At 68.8% G+C, this 19,836-nt stretch carries 14 protein-coding genes; 1 reads left to right on the top strand and 13 read right to left on the bottom strand.

Annotated elements, in window-relative coordinates:
* The first annotated feature begins 336 nt into the window (after positions 1-336).
* Positions 337-4,863, top strand: coding sequence for a MobF family relaxase (gene mobF / locus AYX06_RS18885; protein ID WP_062737477.1), 4,527 nt, complete (start codon positions 337-339; stop codon positions 4,861-4,863).
* 822 nt (positions 4,864-5,685) lie between these two features.
* Here mobF and AYX06_RS18880 read toward each other — a convergent pair.
* The 13 genes from AYX06_RS18880 to AYX06_RS18820 all read right to left on the bottom strand — a co-directional run bounded on the left by AYX06_RS18880 (position 5,686) and on the right by AYX06_RS18820 (position 19,736).
* Positions 5,686-6,303 carry a GNAT family N-acetyltransferase gene (locus AYX06_RS18880; protein ID WP_062737476.1) on the bottom strand — a complete coding sequence of 206 codons (618 nt, stop codon included), beginning with the start codon at positions 6,301-6,303 and terminating at the stop codon, positions 5,686-5,688.
* A 280-nt stretch (positions 6,304-6,583) separates the two neighbouring features.
* On the bottom strand, positions 6,584-6,943 hold the full coding sequence (locus AYX06_RS18875; protein ID WP_062737475.1) for a DUF4913 domain-containing protein: 360 nt from the start codon (positions 6,941-6,943) through the stop codon (positions 6,584-6,586).
* Complete coding sequence (locus AYX06_RS18870; protein ID WP_062737474.1) at positions 6,940-8,619, bottom strand: type IV secretory system conjugative DNA transfer family protein; 1,680 nt, start codon at positions 8,617-8,619, stop codon at positions 6,940-6,942. Before AYX06_RS18870 ends, AYX06_RS18875 begins: the two co-directional genes overlap by 4 nt.
* Positions 8,616-10,148 carry a hypothetical protein gene (locus AYX06_RS18865; RefSeq protein ID WP_147017963.1) on the bottom strand — a complete coding sequence of 511 codons (1,533 nt, stop codon included), beginning with the start codon at positions 10,146-10,148 and terminating at the stop codon, positions 8,616-8,618. The genes AYX06_RS18870 and AYX06_RS18865 overlap by 4 nt, the downstream gene beginning before the upstream one ends.
* On the bottom strand, positions 10,148-11,680 hold the full coding sequence (locus tag AYX06_RS18860) for an SCO6880 family protein (RefSeq protein ID WP_147017965.1): 1,533 nt from the start codon (positions 11,678-11,680) through the stop codon (positions 10,148-10,150). Before AYX06_RS18860 ends, AYX06_RS18865 begins: the two co-directional genes overlap by 1 nt.
* On the bottom strand, positions 11,677-13,368 hold the full coding sequence (locus AYX06_RS20810; RefSeq protein ID WP_062737471.1) for a hypothetical protein: 1,692 nt from the start codon (positions 13,366-13,368) through the stop codon (positions 11,677-11,679). Before AYX06_RS20810 ends, AYX06_RS18860 begins: the two co-directional genes overlap by 4 nt.
* The gene (locus AYX06_RS18850) at positions 13,368-14,165 is read right to left on the bottom strand and encodes a hypothetical protein (RefSeq protein WP_062737470.1); all 798 of its coding nucleotides are present in this window, start codon (positions 14,163-14,165) and stop codon (positions 13,368-13,370) included. Before AYX06_RS18850 ends, AYX06_RS20810 begins: the two co-directional genes overlap by 1 nt.
* Before the next feature lie 48 nt (positions 14,166-14,213).
* On the bottom strand, positions 14,214-14,507 hold the full coding sequence (locus AYX06_RS18845) for a hypothetical protein (RefSeq protein WP_062737469.1): 294 nt from the start codon (positions 14,505-14,507) through the stop codon (positions 14,214-14,216).
* A gap of 16 nt (positions 14,508-14,523) precedes the next feature.
* A complete protein-coding gene (locus AYX06_RS18840; protein WP_157093491.1) occupies positions 14,524-15,126 on the bottom strand; it encodes a DUF6668 family protein in 603 nt (200 codons plus the stop codon).
* Between the two features lie 2 nt (positions 15,127-15,128).
* A complete protein-coding gene (locus tag AYX06_RS18835; protein ID WP_062737467.1) occupies positions 15,129-16,604 on the bottom strand; it encodes a MinD/ParA family ATP-binding protein in 1,476 nt (491 codons plus the stop codon).
* A complete protein-coding gene (locus tag AYX06_RS18830) occupies positions 16,604-18,208 on the bottom strand; it encodes a hypothetical protein (RefSeq protein WP_062737466.1) in 1,605 nt (534 codons plus the stop codon). The genes AYX06_RS18835 and AYX06_RS18830 overlap by 1 nt, the downstream gene beginning before the upstream one ends.
* Positions 18,205-18,840, bottom strand: coding sequence for a hypothetical protein (locus AYX06_RS18825; RefSeq protein ID WP_062737465.1), 636 nt, complete (start codon positions 18,838-18,840; stop codon positions 18,205-18,207). Before AYX06_RS18825 ends, AYX06_RS18830 begins: the two co-directional genes overlap by 4 nt.
* Positions 18,837-19,736: a transglycosylase SLT domain-containing protein gene (locus AYX06_RS18820; RefSeq protein ID WP_232319492.1), complete on the bottom strand. Its 900-nt coding sequence runs from the start codon at positions 19,734-19,736 to the stop codon at positions 18,837-18,839. Before AYX06_RS18820 ends, AYX06_RS18825 begins: the two co-directional genes overlap by 4 nt.
* Positions 19,737-19,836: the final 100 nt, after the last annotated feature.

Below are 19,836 nucleotides of genomic sequence, written 5' to 3'. Positions count from 1 at the left end.
GGTCTCTCCACCGGACCCACAGCCCCCAGCACACCTCGTGCAGGTTGCCCACACGAACAGCACATGTGGACAACCTGATTTCGCTTGCACCCAATCGATGGTGGGTGTGGACAGCTGATGCTCTGCGGTTCGTCCTCGTTCCTCGTCCTCCCTTGGCATCCCCTGTCCACACCCACCATCTCGTGGGCACAACCGCGTCACGTTCGTGACGGACATTCTGGGTCGCTTCGACCCGATGACTCGCAAGCTCGCATCGAACCTCCACGCCCTATCAGAACGTCACACCTCATGCATCATTGATAAATGAGGATGAAAACGCGATAGATTGCTTCTGTGATGACCGTCCACAAGCTCAGCGCTGGGGACGGCTATGCCTACTACACCAGCGAGGTCGCCTCGGCTGATGAGCTGCGCGCGGAGGGCCGCGAGCTGGGCGACTACTACACCGTCGAGGGCATGCCCCCGGGGCAGTGGGTCGCTCATTCAGAGGCCCTGTTGGGGGTTTCTGGGGAGGTCACCGAGGCGCAGATGGCGGCCCTGTTCGGGGAGGGCATCCGCCCGGACGCGGACCGTATCCTTGCCGCCGGCGGCACCGAGGCCGACGTGGCCCTGGGGCAGAAGTACCACCGCTATGCCAGTGCTGACACGGAGCTGACCCGGCGCCTGGAGGAGGAGATCGCCCGGCACGAACGCACCACCGGGACGGCCCCAACCCGCGAGGAACGCCAAGCCATTCGCGGTCGCGTCGGTGGCCAGTTGTTCCGTGAGACCCACGGGCGCGACGTGCGGAACAAGGAGGAGCTGGGCCGGTTCATCACGGCTCAGACCACCCCGAAGCAGCAGACCGTGGCCGGGTATGACCTGGTGTTCTCCCCCGCTAAGTCCGTCTCCTTGCTCTGGGCCCTGGGCGGCGACGAGGCCCGCAAAGCGGTCGAGACGGCGCACAACGAGGCCATCGCGGAAACCCTAAACTTCCTGGAGCAGGAGGGGACGTACACCCGGCGTGGGCGCAACGGGGTGCGGCAGATCGACGTCGAGGGCGGGTTGGTGGCCACCCAGTTCCGTCACTACGACTCCCGGAATGGGGACCCTCAGCTGCACGATCACGTGGTGATCGCCAACAAGGTTTTGGGCGCGGATGGGAAGTGGTCCTCGCTGGACGGGCGCACCTTGTACCGGACGAATGTGGCCGCCTCGGAGACCTACAACGCCAAGGTGATGGAGAAGGTCACCGCGTCCCTGGGTGTCGCTGCCGTCCCGCGCATGGCCGGTGGGAACGAGCCGATCTATGAGATTGCCGGGGTGGACCTGGACGCCATCCACCACGCCTCCTCCCGCCGGGCTGACATTGCCGGGACCCTTGATCGGCTGCACGCGGAGTTCACCGACCGCCACGGCTACGCCCCCAACGCCAAGCAGAAGATCGCCCTGGCCCAGCAAGCCACCCTGGAGTCGAGACCGGCGAAGAAGTCCGCCCGACGCCTGTCCGAGCTGGTCGAGCAGTGGGGCCAGGAGTACGGGCAGCAGATGCAGATGCCGGTCGGAGACGACCTGCTAACCCACGTGCGGGCCGCCGCCACCGGGATGCCGACCGGCCCCGATGCCACCCAGATCGACGTGGCCGAGCACGCCCGTCTGGTGGTGCACGAGCTGTCCCAAAAGCGGGCGACCTGGAGTGTGAACCACGTCCAGGCCCAGACCCGCCGGCACCTGAAAGAGACCATGATCGGGCGCACCGTGCCCGATGAGCTGGTGGCCGAAGTCGTCAAGGAAGCCACCACAACACACAGCCTGTCCGTCACCCCGCAGGCCGATGTGCCGCACCTTGCGGAGTTCACCCGTGCCGATGGCACCAGCCAGTTCGTGCGCTCCGACGCCCAGGTGTACACCTCCCGCGAGGTCTTGGAGACCGAGCACCAGGTGCTCGCCGCTGCCCAGCGCACCGTCATCCCGGCCGTGTCCACCCAGACCTTTGACGAGGTGCTGGCCGCCCATGCCGGCCCGCTCAGCGAGGGGCAGGTGGCCCTGGCCCGTGCCTTCGCCACGGATGAGAAGCTGCTCTCCTTGGGTATTGGACCGGCCGGTGCCGGTAAGACCACGAGCCTGGCCCTGGCCGCTGATGCTGTTCGGGCGACCGGCGGCAACGTTGTCGGCTTGGCCCCCACGGCTGCTGCTGCTGCCGTCATGTCGGATGACATTGGGGCGCAGGCCACGACGATTGACGCCTTCTTGATTGCCCACCGCACCGGGCGCACGGGGGCTGCTCAGCTGCACGCCGGGGACGTGGTGATCGTCGATGAGGTGGGTATGGTGACCACCCCGAAGCTGGCCGAGCTCGTGGGTGTGGCGGCCCGGCACGGGGCCGTGGTGCGCGCCATTGGCGATGACCGACAGCTCGGGGCGATCGGCTCCGGCGGGGCGCTGCGCCTGCTGGACAACGAGGTGGGAGCGACTCGCCTGGAAGCTGTCCATCGCTTCCGCACCGAGGGGGAGGCTGCCGCGTCGCTGGCGCTGCGCGAGTCGCCGGCGGCCGGGGCCGACGTCCCGTGGGCTTGGTATCTGGAGAACCGCCGGGTGGTCGCCGGGGACGCCGAGGCCATGACCGACACCGCCCTGCGGGCCTGGATCACGGACACCGAAGCGGGCAAGCGGTCCCTGCTGATCGCCACCGACAACACCACCGTGAATGATCTGAATGCCCGGGCTCAGGCGGCACGGATCGCCACCGGAGCCCTCGATGCCAGCGGCGAATCCGTGGTGCTGCGCGACGGTCTCACGGCGCATACCGGGGACGTCGTGGTGACCCGCCGCAACGACCGGACCTTGCAGCTCAACGGCGGCCGCGACTTCGTGAAGAACAACGACGTGTGGACCGTTGAGAAGATCGGGGCCGACACCGCCACGCTGCGCCACACCGGCCACGGCGGCAAGATCACCCTGGACGCCGAGTACCTGGCCAAGCATGGCCAGCTCGGATACGCGGCCACCGTGCACCGCGCCCAGGGCGCGACCGTGGACACCGCCCACGCCATCGTGGACTCCGCCACCGCCCGGGCCGCCGCCTACGTGGCCGCCACCCGCGGACGCGAAACCAACCAGCTCTACGTCGCCCTGAGCGAGGGTCAGAGCCGGGACGAGGTGCTGGAGAGCATCGCCGGCGCCTACGACCGGAACCTGAACGCCCACGAAACGGTAGCCGCCGAGGCCATGCGCGCCGGCGACGTCGCCACGTTGGGCGAGGTTTACCGGGAGACCGCTGACGCCGCTTGGGCGGCCAAGACCCGCACGATGGCCGTGGAGGTCCTGGGCTCGGACAAGGCCGCGGACTTCACCAGCGCCGAGGCGTGGGGCGCGGTGGCCACGCACCTGCACACTGTCCAGCAGCAGGGCATGGACCCGGCCGCGTTGCTTGCGAAGGCAGTCAATCAGCGCGGCTTTGGCGGGGCCGAGGACCCCGCTGCGGTGCTCGCGTGGCGGCTGGAGCACCAGATCGAGGACGCCCAACGGATCATCGACAACACCGACCGCCGGCCCCTGGGCAACCTCACCGACGAGCACCTGGAGCGGCTGGCCGAGCGTGCGCGTGCCGCCCAGACCCAGCCCACAGTCGAGGACCCACAGTGGGCGGCCCACCCCTACGCGCTCGTGCCCTCGGCCCATCTGGCTGCGGCGAAGGCCAGTGCCGAGGCCGAGAACCTGGCCCTGCCCCCGGAGCTGTGGGAGTCCACTACATCGCTGCACCTGGACTGGACCGCCCGCACGATGGGCGCCGAGCAAGAGCGCCGGGCGGGGCTGTCCCTGGAGCAGACGGCGGTGGAGCAGATCGCCCGTGGGGAGCGCCCCCGCGCTGACACGGGCGTGTCGATCGGTGAGGCGATCGCCGCCGAGCAACAGGTGCGCGCGGTGGCCGCTAGGACCCCGGCACCGGTCCCCGTGGCGGACCGGCGCCGGGTGAGCGAGGACCTGGCCCCCACCGCGCTGATCACCGACCCGCAGGTGCCGGCCCAATATCGGGAGCAGCTGGTGCGGCTGCGCACCCGCATGGAGGAGCGCGTCATGGTGCGCGGTGCCGAGCTGGCCGAGACCCGCCCGGAGTGGGCTGCGGCGTTGGGGCCGGTGCCGACCAAACCCGCCAAGGCCGCCGAGTGGCACCAAGTCGCCGCCGAGGTCGAGGCGTACCGCAACCGGTACAACATCCCCGCCCACGAAACCGCACTGATCCCCCAGACCCACCACCAGGACCCGGTGGCGGCCGCACTCATGACACGCGCCACCGCGCTGCACAAGCACTCCGCGCTCACCACCGCGGCACCCCAGACGCCTGAGCAGATCCGCCAGGCCGCCGATGAGGCGCACGTGGCCGAGCGGGTGCGCACCACCCCGGCCGAAGCCCAGGAGGCCGTGGAGGCGCTGCGCGCCACCCGTGCGCAGGCCGCCGATCCGTTGCCGGCCCCGCAGGCCCGGGAGGCGGCCGTCACCGAGGCTGCCACGGCCCCGGTAGCCGAGGAACCCCGGAAGGTGCTGACCAGGGAGGAGCTGATCGCTCACGTAGTGGCCCAGCACCGGGCCCAAACCCAACAGGCCACCTCGACCACCGATGCAGCTGCCCCCCATGCGCCGGCGTCCCCCACGCCGGCCACTCAGCCGAAGGAACCCGCCGTGTCCGAGAACGCCCAGAACGCCCAGAACGACTCCAACCGCCGCCAGCACACCTCCGGGATAGAGCAGAAGCAAGCGGAGCTCGCCAAGCGATACGCGGCCACTCGACGCCCCGAGCAAGAGGCTCGCCGTCAGGAAAGTAAGGCCGCAGCGGCCCGACGAGCTGCCGACACCGCCCGCCGTGACGGCGGACGTAGCCTCTAGACCAGTTTTAACTGCAAGTCATCTACCCGGCGTGAGGACCGGATCTAGGTCGGCATAGAGATCTCGCATGAGCTGGCGATCATGCTTGCTCGTACGAGGACCATGCGTTGTGTTCACTTCAAAGCGAATCGACTCTACGACTCGATCGTGTTCGCGTAGTGCGTGGAGTACACCGGTCCAACCAAAGGAAACGTCGACCTGTTCACCCGGGGATAAAAGGCGGGGAGGCTGGTTCTCCGCTCCTGTGGGTATGCGTTGCACGTCCTTCCTCCCCTCGATACGACTTTCCACGAGCATGGTGACGCCCGTCGCGCTGGTACTGATCCCGCGGCTGAGATTTCGCACTGACACTCTGAGGTCACCGGAACGTCGGGACTGGTGAGGAACGATCTTGTGCGCTGTTACTCGGACTCGCACTCGTTCGCCGTAGCGGAACACCATGGTCAGCACGACGCTAAATAACGAAATCCCCAAAGCCGCGAGGGGAAGCAGTTGCTGCCACCACGGGTCTACCAGCTCGACACGCACAATCTCAGCAAGGACCAATGGTCGTCTCCCTTCGCTCTCACCATTTTGAACCGAGCGACACAGGAGGGCCTGCATCACAAGCCACCCCTTATCGCAGGCCCACGAAGAAAGGTCCTAGCGAACCATCTCCTGGGTGCCGCGCTTCAAGCGTCTCGGCATCGGCTACGACCGCACCGAGACCACTCTGCGGCCGCTGTTGTTGCTGGCAATCACGCTGATCAACTTACGACGCCGCGCCCGCACCACCGCATGAGCATGAGCCCTGGGACACCCCAGCGCATCAGGGACGTGTTCTCATCGGGTGCTGGAGGCCGTCGAGACTCGATTGCGGGTGCGTAGCTTCTCCGTCAGCGACAGCCGCACGGTGGGCCACTCGGAGTCGATGATGGAGAACACCACCACATCACGCATGGACCCGTCACGCCACAGGTCGTGGTTGCGCAGCACCCCGTCCTGCTTCGCGCCCAGGGCCGCGATGGCCGCACGGGAGCGGTGGTTGTGCCAGTGCGTGCGGAACTCCACGGCGATGCAGTCCAGAGCCTCGAAGGCGTGAGCGAGCTGCAGCAGCTTCACCTGCGTGTTGACCCCGGTGCCCTGGGCGGACGGGGCGATCCAGGTGGAGCCGATCTCCAGCCGCCGGTGGTCGGGACGGATGTTCAGGAACGTCGTCATCCCCACGGCGCGACCGTCCGCGGCCCGGATGGTCCACGGCACGATCTGACCGGCGGCGTGGCCGGCCAGCCGCTTCTCGATCTCCGCGCTCATCCGGTCCGGTGTGGGCAGGCGGGTGTACCAGATCTTGTAGAGATCCTCCTCGGCTACCGCCTCCGCCAGCTCCTCGGCGTGCTCCGGGGCCAGTGGTTCGAGGGAAGCCAGATCACCGCGCAGCGTGGGAATCGCAAGGAAGTCCATCTCGTCAGGCTACTGAACCCAGCAGCAACCGGCCGGGAGCATAGCTGACACCGGCTCCCAGACCAGGTCTAAGCAACCACACCACCCTTGGGCAATCACTTCGGAGGCCCGCCAGGGCCGAGGAAATGTGCGGCTGCCCTTGTCTGGGCATGGCAGTGGCCGGGGTCCCTGGGAAGGAGGGACCCCGGCCACTGTGGGACAGCGCACGAGTGCCTGTCCCTCCGGAGGGGGGCAGGCCGCCTACTGGGAAGAGACGGCGGCCTGCCCCCGGTCTATGTGGTCACCACGACCACTCGCTAGGGGGTTGCTCGCAGGCCAGCGTCCGGCGCATTCCGCGTTCGGTGTGGGAGACCCCGCACTCTCCAAAGGGGCCGTTCCGGGAGAACAGCACCTTGGCGTGAGCATCGAAGTGATCAACCCACCACGAGGACATGCCCCCATCGGCCAGGCGGATTAGCCACTCCTCGTGGAGGGCGCGCAACCGCTTCACGGCCTCGGGGTGGGCCCACCACTGGGAGCACCAGTGCATGTTGGCGGAGCGGTCTACGGACTCCACATCGGCCATCGTGGCCTGGACCCACTCGATGAAATCCTCCAGCGTGGGCTTGTTCTCGGCCGTCTCTGCTACTTGATCGGTCATCGCCGCTGTCCTTCTGTGATCCGCTCTAGCACCGGTGTGATCCGGGCTTTCAGGTCCTTGTCCTCAAACCACCGCACGGTGCGCACGATCGTGCCGCCGCCGGTGGAGGTCTTCACCCAGGCGTGCCCGGCCGGCAGCTCCGAGAGCTTGGAGACTGGCATGATGTCGCGCTGGACGGTCTGCACCGACCGGGAGGCCACCCCGCGGGAGGTGGAGGTGCTGCGCACCTTCGCGTCATAGGTGCCGATCAGTTTGCGCAACGACTCCAGGAACTCCGCGTCATCGGAGCCACCGCCGTAGACCTTCACCGCGGCCGCCGACCACAGGGTGTCCCACCCGGTGCGTTGCAGCATGTCCACGCCCTGGCCCTTGGTCTGGAAGTAGGCCGAGACGACAATGCCCATCGACCCGAAGAAGGAGTACCACTCGGGCAGCTGCTTGAGTTTCACCACGTTGCCGACCTCATCGAGGTCAGCCACCAGCGGCACCGGCAACCTGCCTCCAGCACGCCGGGCGGCGTGCTGGGCGGCGGTAACCACCGCGTAGACCAGGGTCGAGACGAACGCCGCCCCAGACCCGGCAGCATCCTGGGTGAGCAGAATCAGAGTGTCCTTGCTCGTGACGAAGCGGTGCGGATTGAATACCGGCACCCCAGGGGTCGGAGTGGTCCAGGCCAGCAGCTCATCGTGGACCAGTGCGGAAGCCATGCGCTGTGCACTGGCAGCCACCGACCCCCGGGTGTCCTCTGGCTGACGGCCCATACCTTCCACCGCGGCGGCCGGTCCGGTGTGGCCGGCCTGTTTCAGGGCTTGGGCCGGTTCCAGGAAATTCGCGGAGGACACCCAGGCCAGCACGTCCGAGAGCGTTTTGCCGCTCTTGGACGCCCCCAGCAGGCACCAGGAGAGGTAATCGCGGCCCTGGGAGTCGAACTGCGGATCACCCTTCCCGCCGGCCGAGCCGGAGGCCGAGGCGGTCTCGAAGATTGAGGCGACCTCCCCGGCCGAGACCGTATCGGTGACCGTGGCCAACAGGTTGAAAATCATCGCCGGACGGGCGCTGTCGCGCCAAATGCGCTGGGGGTCGAACAGCCACACGGTGCTCCCCGTAGTGGTTCGGGCCGCCAGGACCTCGGCCACCCCATCCACCTTGTTCGTCGTCATCAGGAACGCCCCCGGCGCCTCGGTGGCGTGCCGAATCACCTGTGAGGTGGTCTTACCCCGCCCAGTGCCCCACACATGGGCCGAGCACTCCCGCCAGCCCTGATAGACCGGGTTCTTGCCCACCAGCCCGATCGTCAGCCCCGGACCAATGCCCTGGGCATCAGGGTGCAACCGGTGGGCCTCAGTGGTGCGGGCAGCAGCCATCGCCGGGTTGATCCGGCCCGGAGGGCTCATCCGCCGGGCGGCTTCCTGGGTCTTGGACGGGCTCCGGGTGCCCCACACCATCAGCGCCGCCACCCCGGCCACCACCTCCAAACCGACCAGGAAAGTCGCGGCCATCGGCCAGTCCACCGCCCCGGTCGCCAGCTGGATGCCCAAGGTAAACGGGTTCCACGGCAGGTCCCCGGTCACCGGGGTCAGCACGTTCCCCAGGTGCACCAGGCCCACCGCGCCCATCACGGCCGTGAACAGGATCAAGATGCCGATGAAACTCTTGTTCTGGTCGTTGGTGTTCATGCGTTCACCCGGGCCTGTGCGGCCGCCCAGGCGGCATTGGTGTCATGGACCCGCAGCTCCCCGGCGGTGAGGTTGGTCTGGAACGGCACCCCGGGGGCCTCCCCGGTCTTCAACATGAACCGGCCCCGCCCCGGAGGGGGCGAGGTGCGCCCGGTCTTAGGGTTCACCGAGCCCTCCGCCGACCACGCCACCAGCAACGCCTTCTCCTGCTCAGACAGGGGAAAGACGGTCTCCAGCATCCCCATCTCGTTCTGCGCCAGCCCACCCAGAACCTTCATCGAGGAGCGCTCCATGAACCCGGTAGCGATCTTGGTCAGCTCCTCGGTCGAGAGCTGGAGGTCTTTCATGGAGTGGGTGATCAACAGCTGCCCGAGTCCTTTGGTGCGGTTCAGCCGGGTGATGCCGTCGATCTGGTGCACCAGCAGCTCCGAGGCGCGCAGGGCTTGCCACAGCTCGTCCATGATCATCAGGTGGTGGCGCTCCTCCATGAGCCCGGCCTCGGCCAGGGTCTTGGCCGCGGAGATCCCGGCTTGGGCGTAGGACCAGCACACGATCTGCACTGCGGCCCGCAGGTCCAGCAGCGTCTCGTCGATGGCCGACAGATCGAAGTCCACCGACTGATCAATCTGCATCTCCTCGGAGGTCTGCCGGCAGAACACATCCCCGAACGGGCCATGTGCGCCCAGGGCGTTGAGCCCGGCCAGCAGGTTGCGCACCTGCCCCCGATAGGCGGCCTGGTCATCGACCAGGATCGCGGCCATGATCGCCGGGCGTGCGGCGGTGATCACGTCCACCACGTCTTCGATGATCGGTTGCCGGCCCTGGGCCTCGGCGTGCTCGGCGGCCTCGGTGATCGCCATGGACAGCACCGTGGGCTCTTGTTGGCGGGCATCCAGGGGTGCCTTGAAGACCAGCTCCAGCAGTCCGGTGAGGGCGTTGAGGCGGCGGCTGTGAATCTCTGCGCGCATCTGCCGTTGCAGCGCCTCGGGTAGCTCAGCCAGCCGGCGCCACAAAGGGCCGGCATCGAGCGGGTTGATCGAGCCCACTCCGGGGGCGACCCGGATGACCTGCCCGCCGACCTCGACGGTGAGCCCGGCCAGGTCCGGCTTCACATCACTGGCCCCGACGAACAAGAACCCTTGATCGACCAGGGCCAGGGCCATGCGCACCGCCACCGAGGACTTCCCCCGAGCCTGCAGTCCGAGGATGAAGCAGGAGGGGGAGGAAATGATGCCGCGCAGAAACAGGTTGATCGGGTCCCCGCACACCACTGAGCCGTTGAGCTGGTTCCGCCCCAGCACCGCCCCGACCAGCGGGGAGGAGGTGCCCACGGCAAAGGGCCACAGCCCGGCCGTCTGGTTGGAGGTGGCGGTGAATTCCGGGGGTGCCTCCACCCAGGAGTTCATCCCGCCGTGGGTGACGTCCATGCCCTTCTCCGTGAGCTCGCGCATTTGCCCAGTACCGGCGGCGGCGGAACGGCCGAAGAACTTATTGAGGATCGAATCGGTGAGCTGGTCGAAAACAGACATCACAGCGCCTTTCGCACATCAGCTGGAATGGTGGCCACGGCATCGGGCACCACGCCCAGACCGAGGTTGAACGCGAACGCGGCATCGTCGTTGTAGTCGCATTCCCGCAGGCCCAGCTGCACCCCCTGGGAGGCGTTGCGCCGCAGCGTGGCCGCCACCCTCGGCAACTGCTCGGGCCGCTCCACGGTGGCGGTCACGACGATCGAGAACCGCACCAGCGACGCCCCTTCGGCCTGCTCACGTTCGGCCTTCCGGGCCTTCTCCAGGGCGATGATCTGGGAGCTGGTGGGGCGGCGGTTCTTCTGGTTCGCCGCGAACTGCGCATTGGTGAGGGACTGCTGCACCTGAATAGCCGACTTGTCCGGGGACTGCGGCCGGTAGAACACCGTCACCCGCTTCTGCAACATCTCCGCATTCGGTGCAAGCAGGGCCACCAGCGCGTTCTCCCGGAACGTGCCAGCGGGGGGCCGCCACATCTGCCAGGACTTCGACACCACCCCACCGTGCTCGTACCGGCCCGGGTAACCCACCACCCGGGCCGCCGAGGGTCCTACTTCCTCCCAGCGCAGCCCGGTGCCGGCCTCGGATAGCCGGGCCTTCTCCACCGCGGCCGCCGCCAACGGGTTATAGGCCACATAGGTCTGGTCGGTCAGGTCGTGTTCTTGCATCAGGGAGACCGACCCGGCCCCGGCCTGCTCCAGCTGCTCCAGGAACCCACTGAGCAGCGAGGAGACGTCTGTGGCCAGCTCCTCGGCGGTGCGCTCGGGTACGCCCTCGCCCTCGTTGGCCTTGCCGCTGAATGTGAGCGCGATCCACTGCTCCAGCTTGGGCACGTCCTGGTTGAGGTTGGCCACCACTTCGTCCATCGTGGCCCGGGCGAAGGCCGGCACCGATTGGGACCCGGCCTGGGCCCGGCCCACGGCCACCGCATCGGGCAGCCGCTCTCCGGGGTCGGTGGTGGACTGGGTGGTGACCGAGACCTGCACCAGCTCCGTGTTGGAACCGGCGTCGCGCTGGAAGGCGGCCCAGGTGCCCACCATCCGGTCCACCCGGTCCTGATCCAACAGGCCCAGCCCGGAGGAGTTGGCGATGACGAACACCGTGCCGGTCTTCAACTTCGGGTGCCACAGCATCACCCCTCGGTGGCCGAACAGGTCCGTGAAGGACACCGGCTCGGTGGCGGCCAGCACGCCCGGGGCGCGAAAGGAGCCATCCGGGATCTGTGAGGTCGGACCGGCCTTGTACGTGGTGCGATTCTTCTTCTCGGCCCGGGAGAACATGCCCCGGGCGATCCAGCGTTCGGGCTTGGATCGGCCGTTGCGGTCCTTGGACCCGAGCACGGTGGCCACGATGAACGCGGCCACCGCGATGCCGGCCGCGACCCAGATCTGGGAGGCCATGATGAACAAGAACACCAGCACCGACCCGACACCGAGGACCACGGTGGAGGCCATCGAGAACCCCAGCAGCCCGGCCGTCTTGTCCTCCGCGATGTTGCCGTACTGCCGCACGATTACCTGGTTGCTACTCACAGATCCTCACCACTTTCAATGGATTGCTCAGCGTCCCGGACGACTTCCCGCAGCCCGAATTCCAGCCGTTGGCCGTTGATCAACGGTTTCTTGGCCCCCGTGACCGAGGACCCTTCCCCGCCCGGGTGCCCGGTCGGCCCGGCACCATTGGTCGGAGCCACCGCCTCGGCACCGGCCGGCCCAGACGCCTCGGATGCCCCACCGGCAGCTGCCGGGGACGGGCTCGAGCTCTGCACCTGCTCCGCACCCGAGGCCCCGCCCGTGCCCGTGCCCGTGCCTGCTGCACTGCTGGGGGCAGCGCCCGTGGTGGGGCTCTGCACGTTCTCCGCGCCCGAGGCCCCGCCTGTACCCGTGCCTGCTGCACTGCTGGGGGCAGCACCCGTGGTGGGGCTCTGCACGTTCTCCGCACCCGAAGCTCCACCTGTCGTGGTTCCCGGTGCGGACGTAGGAGCTGCACCAGCTGTGGTGCTCTCCACGTTCTCGGCACCGGCGGGTCCACCAGCCGAGGGAGAGCCACCACCAGCACCAGTCGATCCCGGCGCCCCGGTCGAACTGGAGGCACCGCCCCCAGCACCCGAACCGGCACCAGCCCCGGCAGCTCCAGCGCCACCGGCTCCAGCGCCACCGGCTCCAGCGCCACCGGCTCCAGCACCCGCAGCGCCACCGGCTCCAGCACCAGCAGCTCCAGTAGCGCCACCGGCCGCTCCAGCACCGGCCCCGGCAGCTCCGGCACTCGCGGCGGCCGCTCCGGCGGCGGCGGTGCCGACACCAGCGGTGAGTGCGCCGATGGCCACGGCACCACCGAGCATGGCCAGCCCACCAGCGCCCATGCCGCGGGGGCCAGCACTGACGGCCGGGACCATGACGCGGGCCAGGGCGGGCATCGACAGGCAGGCGGAGAAGATGATCACGGTGCCGGTGAGCAGGGTGATCACATGGTTGGCCACTTCACCGTCACCGGTTCCCCTGATCCCGTTCATCAGCGCCAGGCCGAAGCCGTAGAGCACGGCCGCGACCGGCTTGAACAGGATCACCGAAATCAGCCAGCCCACCGCTTTGTCGAACGCCTTGCGTCCCCGCTCCGTGGTCGAAGCGGCGGCGAAGATCGGCAGCAGCCCGCACAAGGCTCCGGCCACTCCGTAGGAGAAGATCACCAGGGCCGCGTTGAGGATCGCCCCGAGGATGGCAAAGGGAGCGAGCACGATCAGGATTCCAGCGGTGGTCAGCGCCATCTTGGACCCGGTCACAGCGTCCAGGTCCATCGACTGTCCCAGCCCGTCCCGGGCCGCGTTGCCGGCGATCGTGTCCACCAGCCACGGGGCCACCTCATCGGTGACCGCCAGCGACAGGGACACCATCGACACCGCCAGCCCGGAGACCACCACGGTGCGGATCAGACCCATCACCAGGTTCTCGGCCGAGTCCCGGCTGTGGTCCCGAGCTATCTTGATGACAGCGAAGGCGGTGCCGATGATGCCGGCGACGCCGACGAAGGTAGTGGTGGCGGTCTGCACCCGCTCGGTGGCCGATCCGGCGCCCATTGCCGGTGCGCCGATGTTGAGCCACCAGGTGCCCACGAAATCGAGCATGGTGGTGAAGATTTCGACCAGCCACCCGGCCATGAACAGGATCAGCTTCTCCACCGTGTCCCCGGCAACACTGCTAGCGAGGTCTCCGAGCAGTCCCATTAGACCTTGGGCCCCCACTCGACGTAGGGCTGGCCCTGGTAGAGGTCCGCCGTCATCATCTTCGTGCCCGAGGCCGGGTCCAGCTTCCAGTCCCCGTCCTCCCACACCAGGTCAGCTTGGGCGAGGGCCTTCTCTTCCAAGCCGTTGCCCGAGGGGAAGGAGTAGACCAGCTGGTAGGAGGCGACCTCATCGGTGTAGTTGAGCTGGGAGTAACCGAGCAACGTGGACGAGGCCGTTGTGGTCCCGTCGTCGCCCTGCTCCAGTCCGTCGCGGATGCGCTGGGCCTTTTCCTCGATCTGGTCGCGGTTGGGACCTTCCGCCATTGCCACCTCAACGTCCTCCGCGGCCTCCTCGCTCACCGAAGGGTCCAAGGCCATCGCGTAGGTTGCCGCAGCCATCAGCGCCCCGGCCTCGGAGTGAGCGAAACCGACCCGCAACCCAGAGTCGCGTCGTTCGCAGCCTCCGAACTCAGGGGAGGAGGGCACCACGTTGTAGCCGGCGGCCACCCAGTCCTGCACCTCCGGGGCCTCATCGGCCACCGAGGAGGTGTCCGTGCTCAGCTGCGCCTGGCAGTCCCAGGCGAAGTCCTCCCCCGAGGAGGGAGCTGCTGCCTCGGCCGCCCCCTGGGTGGGGGCGGTCGAGGCAGCCGGAGCCGTGGGGGCTTGGACCTCATCGGGGGTCGTGAGGTTGCGGATGGTCCATCCGGCTACCGCGACCAGCAGCAGCACCAGGGCGATCAGGGCCGGGCCGAACCAGCGGGGGCGGGTCCGGGTTGCGTTGTTGTTGTTCGTGTCCATCGGGGGTCTCCCTGTCGTTGCGGTGCCGGTTGAGGATCGGGGGCCGGCTCAGCCGCCGGTGATCATGTTCCAGATCGCCCCGGCCGCCCCGAGCAGGGCGGCCGCGACCAGCGGCCACACCGGGGCCTCGACCTCATCACCGCGGCGGCGGTTCCGTCCGGCGGTGACGAGTCCGAAGATGAAGTAGACGAACAGGACCAGGCCGGCGGCCCAGAGGATCCAGCCGAGGATCATGGTCACGTTCTCCATGCCCGGGGGCTGGGTGGGGGTGGCGTTGATGGCCGGGACCAGCACCGTGTTGAGGGTGCTCAGGGAGGTGGTCATGAGGGTGTGGGTGATCATCGGGGGGTTTCCTTTCTCAGTGCCCGGTCTGGGCGATTTTTTCGATCTTCCGCAGCACGGTTTTCAGCCGTGTGCTGGAAGGGGAGGGGGTGACGCCGACCTCGCGCCACGACGGTTCATAGGGGACGGTCATGGCCACCGGGAACATGCGTGCCACACTCCGGGCGAAGGTCAGGGTGGGTTTGGTGATCCGGTTCTTGGGCCGGTCGTGGACGATGACCAGGCCGACCAGCTCATAGGGCAGCTGTCCGGTGGCCGAGGCCCGGGCCAGCTGGGCGGCCGCCTCCAAGGAGGAGGCGCTGGTGGAGCACACCAGCAGCGCCCGTGACGCCCATTCCGGTTCCTGCACCGCCGCGTCCACGACCTGCTCCGAGCACAGGCCGGCCAGGGTGGAGGTGCCCACCCCGCCGGAGGCCCCGACGAGCCATAGCGTGGCCTGGGTGACCTCCACCGGGGCGGTTTCCTCCTCTTCGGGGATCGGTTCCTTAGCCAAGGTCTGCTGGAGGTTCTGCGGGCCGCGGATGGAGTCCCGGGAGCCGAGGATCGGGTCCTCCTCCATCGGGTCCTCCTCCTCCACCATCTCGGGGGCGGCCACGAAGGGGTTACGGGGACTGTCCACGATCACAGGCCCTCCCGCACTGCTGCCCCGGCGCGCAGCCAGGCCCGGCGGGTGGCCGGGGTCATCGCGGAGAACCGCACCCGACCCTCCACCAGCGCCCGGTCATAGGGAATCGTGGCCACCGCCCGGACGTAGGGGGCGAACTCCTCCGCGAGTTCCTTGGCCTTGGTCTTCTGGTGGCCGGGCTCGCAGCACAGCACCACTACCACCGCGTTGCGCGCGAGCTCCTGGGCGTGCTCATCTCCGGCGTGCAGGGCGGCCAGCACCCGGGAGGCCCCTTCGGCGGCGTCATCAACCGACTTCACCGGGATCACCACCTGATCGGCGTGGCCGATCATCGCCTGCCAGTTCGCCCCGCGTTCGGTGTTGCCCGAATCCATCACGATCGCCCGGTAATACTTCGCGGCCACCGCGTGCAGCCGGTCCACCTCCTCCCCGGTGACCATGTGCCGCTCCTGATCCCCGGAACGGTCATCGGAGCGCAGCACGTCATAGCGATCCGCCGGCTGGTGGTGAACGTACCCGGACAGGTCCCCCACCCGGGCATCAGAAGTCATGAAGTGATCAGTACGCCCCAGCAGATCGACCACGGTCGCCTCATGGCCGGCGTCGAAGGTGCGCCAACCCAACGAGCCCAGGGAGTTGTTGTTGTCCCAGGCCAACACCCCACCACCGGAGAGGCGGGCGAACACGGCCGACAGACAGATCACCGTCGGCGTCTTGCCGGCCCCACCCTTGGGGTTCAGGACCGCGATCGTGCGCGGCCCGGCCCAGTGGGCCGACACCGCGGCCTCGTCCTTCCGCTGGCTCAGCTCCGCGGCCGAGGGCGCCAAGTGCAGGCCCATCGAGTTCAGTGCCCCGCGCCACCCGTGCTGGGCCGGGGCGTCCACCTCGGGGCGGTCCACGAAGGACGGCAGCGACTCCCGCCGGCTACCAGCTGCCGTGGGCTCCGCCACCGCGGGCTCCGCAGGGCGGGCCGTGGACGGGCGGCCGCCGAGGAACGGATTAGGCGCGGGAGCAGCCGCCGTAGCCAGTGCAGCGGGGGCCTGCTCCTCCTCCTCCGCAGCAGCCACCGGGACAGTCTCTCCCGACGCCGGCTCCACCGGCTCCACGGCAGGCACGGGCTCAGGCTCAGCAGCGGACACCGGCTCTACCGGCGCTGGCACCACCGATTCCACGGCAGGCACCGACCCGGACCGAGCGGGCTCGACCGGGGCCGGGGACTCGGCGGTGGCCGGTGCCGGGGCCACACTTTCCTGCCGGGAGCTGCCATCGGCACCGACCAGGAAGGTGCGAGACCCGGCAGGGTCCTCGATGTGCAGCTGCATGTCCTGGCTCGTCTGCTCCGCCAGGCTCTTTGCCGTGTCCATCACGGCCCGGCGCGCATCGGCCACGGTGGAGTGGTTCTCACGGGTGATCTGCCCGGCGGTGTCCAGGTGCACGGCACCGGTGGAGTCGATCGTGGCGGTCATTCTCATCAGGGGGTCTCCTTGGCAGTGGGGGTAGTGCTCTCAGTCGGTGAAGGGCTCTCAGCCGGTGACGTGCTCGCCGTGGGGCTAGCTGTGGGGGTGGGGCCGGTCTCGACCAGGGCGTAGAGGGAGCCATCGGTGGCACCGGCCACCCGGGTCAGCGCCATCCCGTTGTCCGTGATGACGTCAGGCACCGCGGCCTGATCGGCCGTGGTGGTCGCCTCGGTCGCCCCGTCACGGGTGACCTGGGTCTGCTTGCCGTCATTGGTGACCCAGGCGTAGCCGGCGGCCAGCGTGGCTTGGCCATCGAGACGGTGGGCGGTGGTGGCGTCCACATCGATCAGCACCGTGGAGGCCAGCAGCAACCCGTGCACCCGGTCGGTCTGCACCGTGGAGGTGGTGATCTGGTTGCCGTCGAGTTCGCGCACCGCGACCTGCTTCACCGCAGTCGCCTCCGTGGCCTCGTCCACGTCATAGAACCCGACGATCGTCTGCTTCCCGTCCTTCCACGCGGCCACCACCCGGCCCTCGACACTGCCGAGAATGCCGGTCAGTTCCGCACCCTTGGCCGGGGCCGGCAAGGTCGCCGGCTTGGGCAGGGCCGCGGAGTCGGTGCCGACCCGCCACACCTTCCCCGCCTTGGCGTCAGCGGCGATCAGGTCCTCCCCCTGAGCTTCCAGGGGTTTGGCGGCCGCTGGCACCACCCGGGAGGCGGTGGACCCGTCCGCTGCCACCAGCAGGGACTTCTGATTGGGCAGGTCCAGGCGGGGTACGGTGCCCCCGTCCAGGACCACGGTGGCCTCCTGGGGCACCTGAACCCGGATCGGCTCGGTGGAGTCCGGGGTGAACAGCACCAGCTCCTTGCCCGTGGCGGCCGCCAGGCGGGTCTGCCCGTCCACGGTGAACATCGCCAGCTGGGTCACGGTGAACGGTGCGGACCGGCTCCACTGTTCCACCCCGGTGTCGGGGTCGTGGCCGATGAGCTTGGCACCGTCCACACTCACGGGCCGGCCCTCCCAGTCCAGGACCGCCTGCACCTGGGACCCGGACATGGGCGTGGCCCATGCACCGTAGGTGTCCCATCCGGCCGGGGCCGGCACCGGCAGCTGGGCCGGGGGCGGGGTGTGCACCACCGCCACCGGCTCCCCCTCACCCTCACCCTCGGTGAGGTTCATCGCCACCGAGGTCCCGGCCGTCAGGGCCAGGACCCCGACGCTGCCCCAGATCGCCAGGGCGCGACGGCGCTGGTTCCCGGACCGGGCACCCGCCGTGCGTGTCCGGGCGGAGCTCCCGCCCCGCCGGGCTGCGCTGCGCTCAGCAGACCCGGGACCAGCCGCCCCGGGACCAGCCGGAGGCTCGTACTCCTCCAGGGTGCCCAGTTCGGCGTCCACGACCATCTCAAACATGGACCCGTCCTCGGTGTGGCCCTGCACCCGGCACGCCTTCAACCCGAGTCGTCGACACGCCTCAGTGGCCGCATCCGCGGCGACCTCGTGCGCGGTGGCGGCGTCGAGCACCGGGTAGGTCAGCACCTCCCCGTTGGCATCGGCCACGATCTGCTCGGCCCCGAAGGTCAGGGTGATCACCGGCCAGGTGTGCACGGCCACGCTCACGAGGAGACCTCCCCGGCGGGCAGCTCGTGGGACTGGTGGCCGACAACCTCCCAGGCATCGGAGTGCTTTTCCAGGTAGATCGTCACGTGCCGGGTGCCGGTGCCCTCGGCCGGTTCCCCGTCACGGCTGGCCCACCGCCAGGTCACCTTGTACGCCCGGATCGCCTTATCGTCAGCGACGTCGCGGGCCGTGTCCCCGATCGCCGGCACCGCCTGGGCCCGGCTGTAGGCCCCGTGCGAGGCAGGGTCCAACCACGCCCCCTGGGAGGCGTTGCGCTCCGGCTCGACCTGCTGGGCCGCCCAATCGTCCGACATGAGTGGCTTGGTGCGGATCGCGGCCGCCGTCTCCGTGTGGTCCACCACGGTGTCCCAGGAGTGCAGCAGAATGGCGGCCGCTCGGGCGGTGGAGTCCACATCGGTGCGGTCCACGTCCTCAACGGCCGGGAACGTCCCATCCCCGGGCACCTCCGGGGTGGGGAAGCTGCTCGACGTAGGCCACGCGGCCGGGGCCGAGCTGGCCGGGGCCGCTGCACTGGAGGAGGCGGACGTCTCCTGTGCCGGGCTGGTTGAGCACGCCGCCAGGGGCAGGGCGCACAGGGCCAGGGCAGTGATCAGGTGGGGGCGGCGGCTCATTGCGGCCACGCTCCTTTCTCTCGCAGGATCGGCTCGGGGTCGATGTTGAAGCCCTGATAGGGGAAAACGACGTCGGGGGCCCCGGGCTTGTAAATCTCGATGTGCAGGTGCGTGGACATGCCGAACTGACCCCGGTTGCCCTCCACACCGATCACGTCGCCGCGGCTGAGCTTCTGGCCCTTCTTCACGCCCCAGGAGTTCAGGTGGCAGAAGGCGAACCCGAAATCGGGATCGCCCCCGTCCTCCTTGGCAATCACGCACCCGTCGGTGTCGTTGAATCCGGTGATCCGCAGATCGGTCGGGGCGATCACCGGACCACCCGGACGGGAGCCGGCACCGGGGGTGGCGAAGTCCAGGCCCACGTGGTTCTGCGCCCAGTCGGGCACACCGGGTACGTTGCGGCGCCCGTAGCCGGAGGTGAACTTGCCCCCGGGCAGCGGGGCGGTCCACTCCCCGTCTCCCAGGTCGCCGTCCCATGCCTTGCCCCCGGTGGGGGCCTCACAGCCGGGGGAGAACTCGATCTGACCGCCGTCGAGGATCGTGGCCACGTAGCGCTCGGTTTCCGCGAACGGCGGCACACCCTTGTGCTGCTGCACCGCTCCAGGCCCGGCGTTGTAGGCGGCGAGGGTCAGGCGCACCAACTGGTCAGCGTCATCACCGGCCAGGGGCTTCACCTCATTGCGCAGCGCTGCCATGTAGCGCCCATAGGCAGGAATCGCGTCCTCGGGATCGGTCACGTCCCCGCTCTCCCCATAGGCGGCCCAGGTGTCGGGCATGAACTGGGCGATGCCCTGAGCCCCGGCGGAGCTACCGGCGCGGGGGTCCCAATTGGATTCCTGCTTGAGCTGGGCGGCCGCGACACTCACCGGCAGCCCTGCCGTCTTGGCGGCCTCCACCACCAGTGGTCCCCACCCGTTAGGGACGTTGATCACCGCGTCGGTGGAGTCCTCACCGGAGACGACCGTGGACGGGGTGCAGCCGCCGGCCGATGCCTGC

This window comes from Kocuria turfanensis (assembly GCF_001580365.1).
Lineage (GTDB): Bacteria > Actinomycetota > Actinomycetes > Actinomycetales > Micrococcaceae > Kocuria > Kocuria turfanensis.
The sequence above is the reverse complement of the archived record's forward strand: the minus strand, read 5'-3'. Positions and strand labels throughout refer to the sequence as shown.

Bases quoted from the DNA above. Each gene is read 5' to 3' on its own strand.
- AYX06_RS18875 (WP_062737475.1), bottom strand. From the start codon at position 6,943: ATGACCGATCAAGTAGCAGAGACGGCCGAGAACAAGCCCACGCTGGAG.
- AYX06_RS18850 (WP_062737470.1), bottom strand. From the start codon at position 14,165: ATGGACACGAACAACAACAACGCAACCCGGACCCGCCCCCGCTGGTTC.
- AYX06_RS18865 (WP_147017963.1), bottom strand. From the start codon at position 10,148: ATGTCTGTTTTCGACCAGCTCACCGATTCGATCCTCAATAAGTTCTTC.
- AYX06_RS18825 (WP_062737465.1), bottom strand. From the start codon at position 18,840: ATGAGCCGCCGCCCCCACCTGATCACTGCCCTGGCCCTGTGCGCCCTG.
- AYX06_RS18880 (WP_062737476.1), bottom strand. From the start codon at position 6,303: ATGGACTTCCTTGCGATTCCCACGCTGCGCGGTGATCTGGCTTCCCTC.
- AYX06_RS20810 (WP_062737471.1), bottom strand. From the start codon at position 13,368: ATGGGACTGCTCGGAGACCTCGCTAGCAGTGTTGCCGGGGACACGGTG.
- mobF (WP_062737477.1), top strand. From the start codon at position 337: ATGACCGTCCACAAGCTCAGCGCTGGGGACGGCTATGCCTACTACACC.
- AYX06_RS18835 (WP_062737467.1), bottom strand. From the start codon at position 16,604: ATGAGAATGACCGCCACGATCGACTCCACCGGTGCCGTGCACCTGGAC.
- AYX06_RS18870 (WP_062737474.1), bottom strand. From the start codon at position 8,619: ATGAACACCAACGACCAGAACAAGAGTTTCATCGGCATCTTGATCCTG.
- AYX06_RS18845 (WP_062737469.1), bottom strand. From the start codon at position 14,507: ATGATCACCCACACCCTCATGACCACCTCCCTGAGCACCCTCAACACG.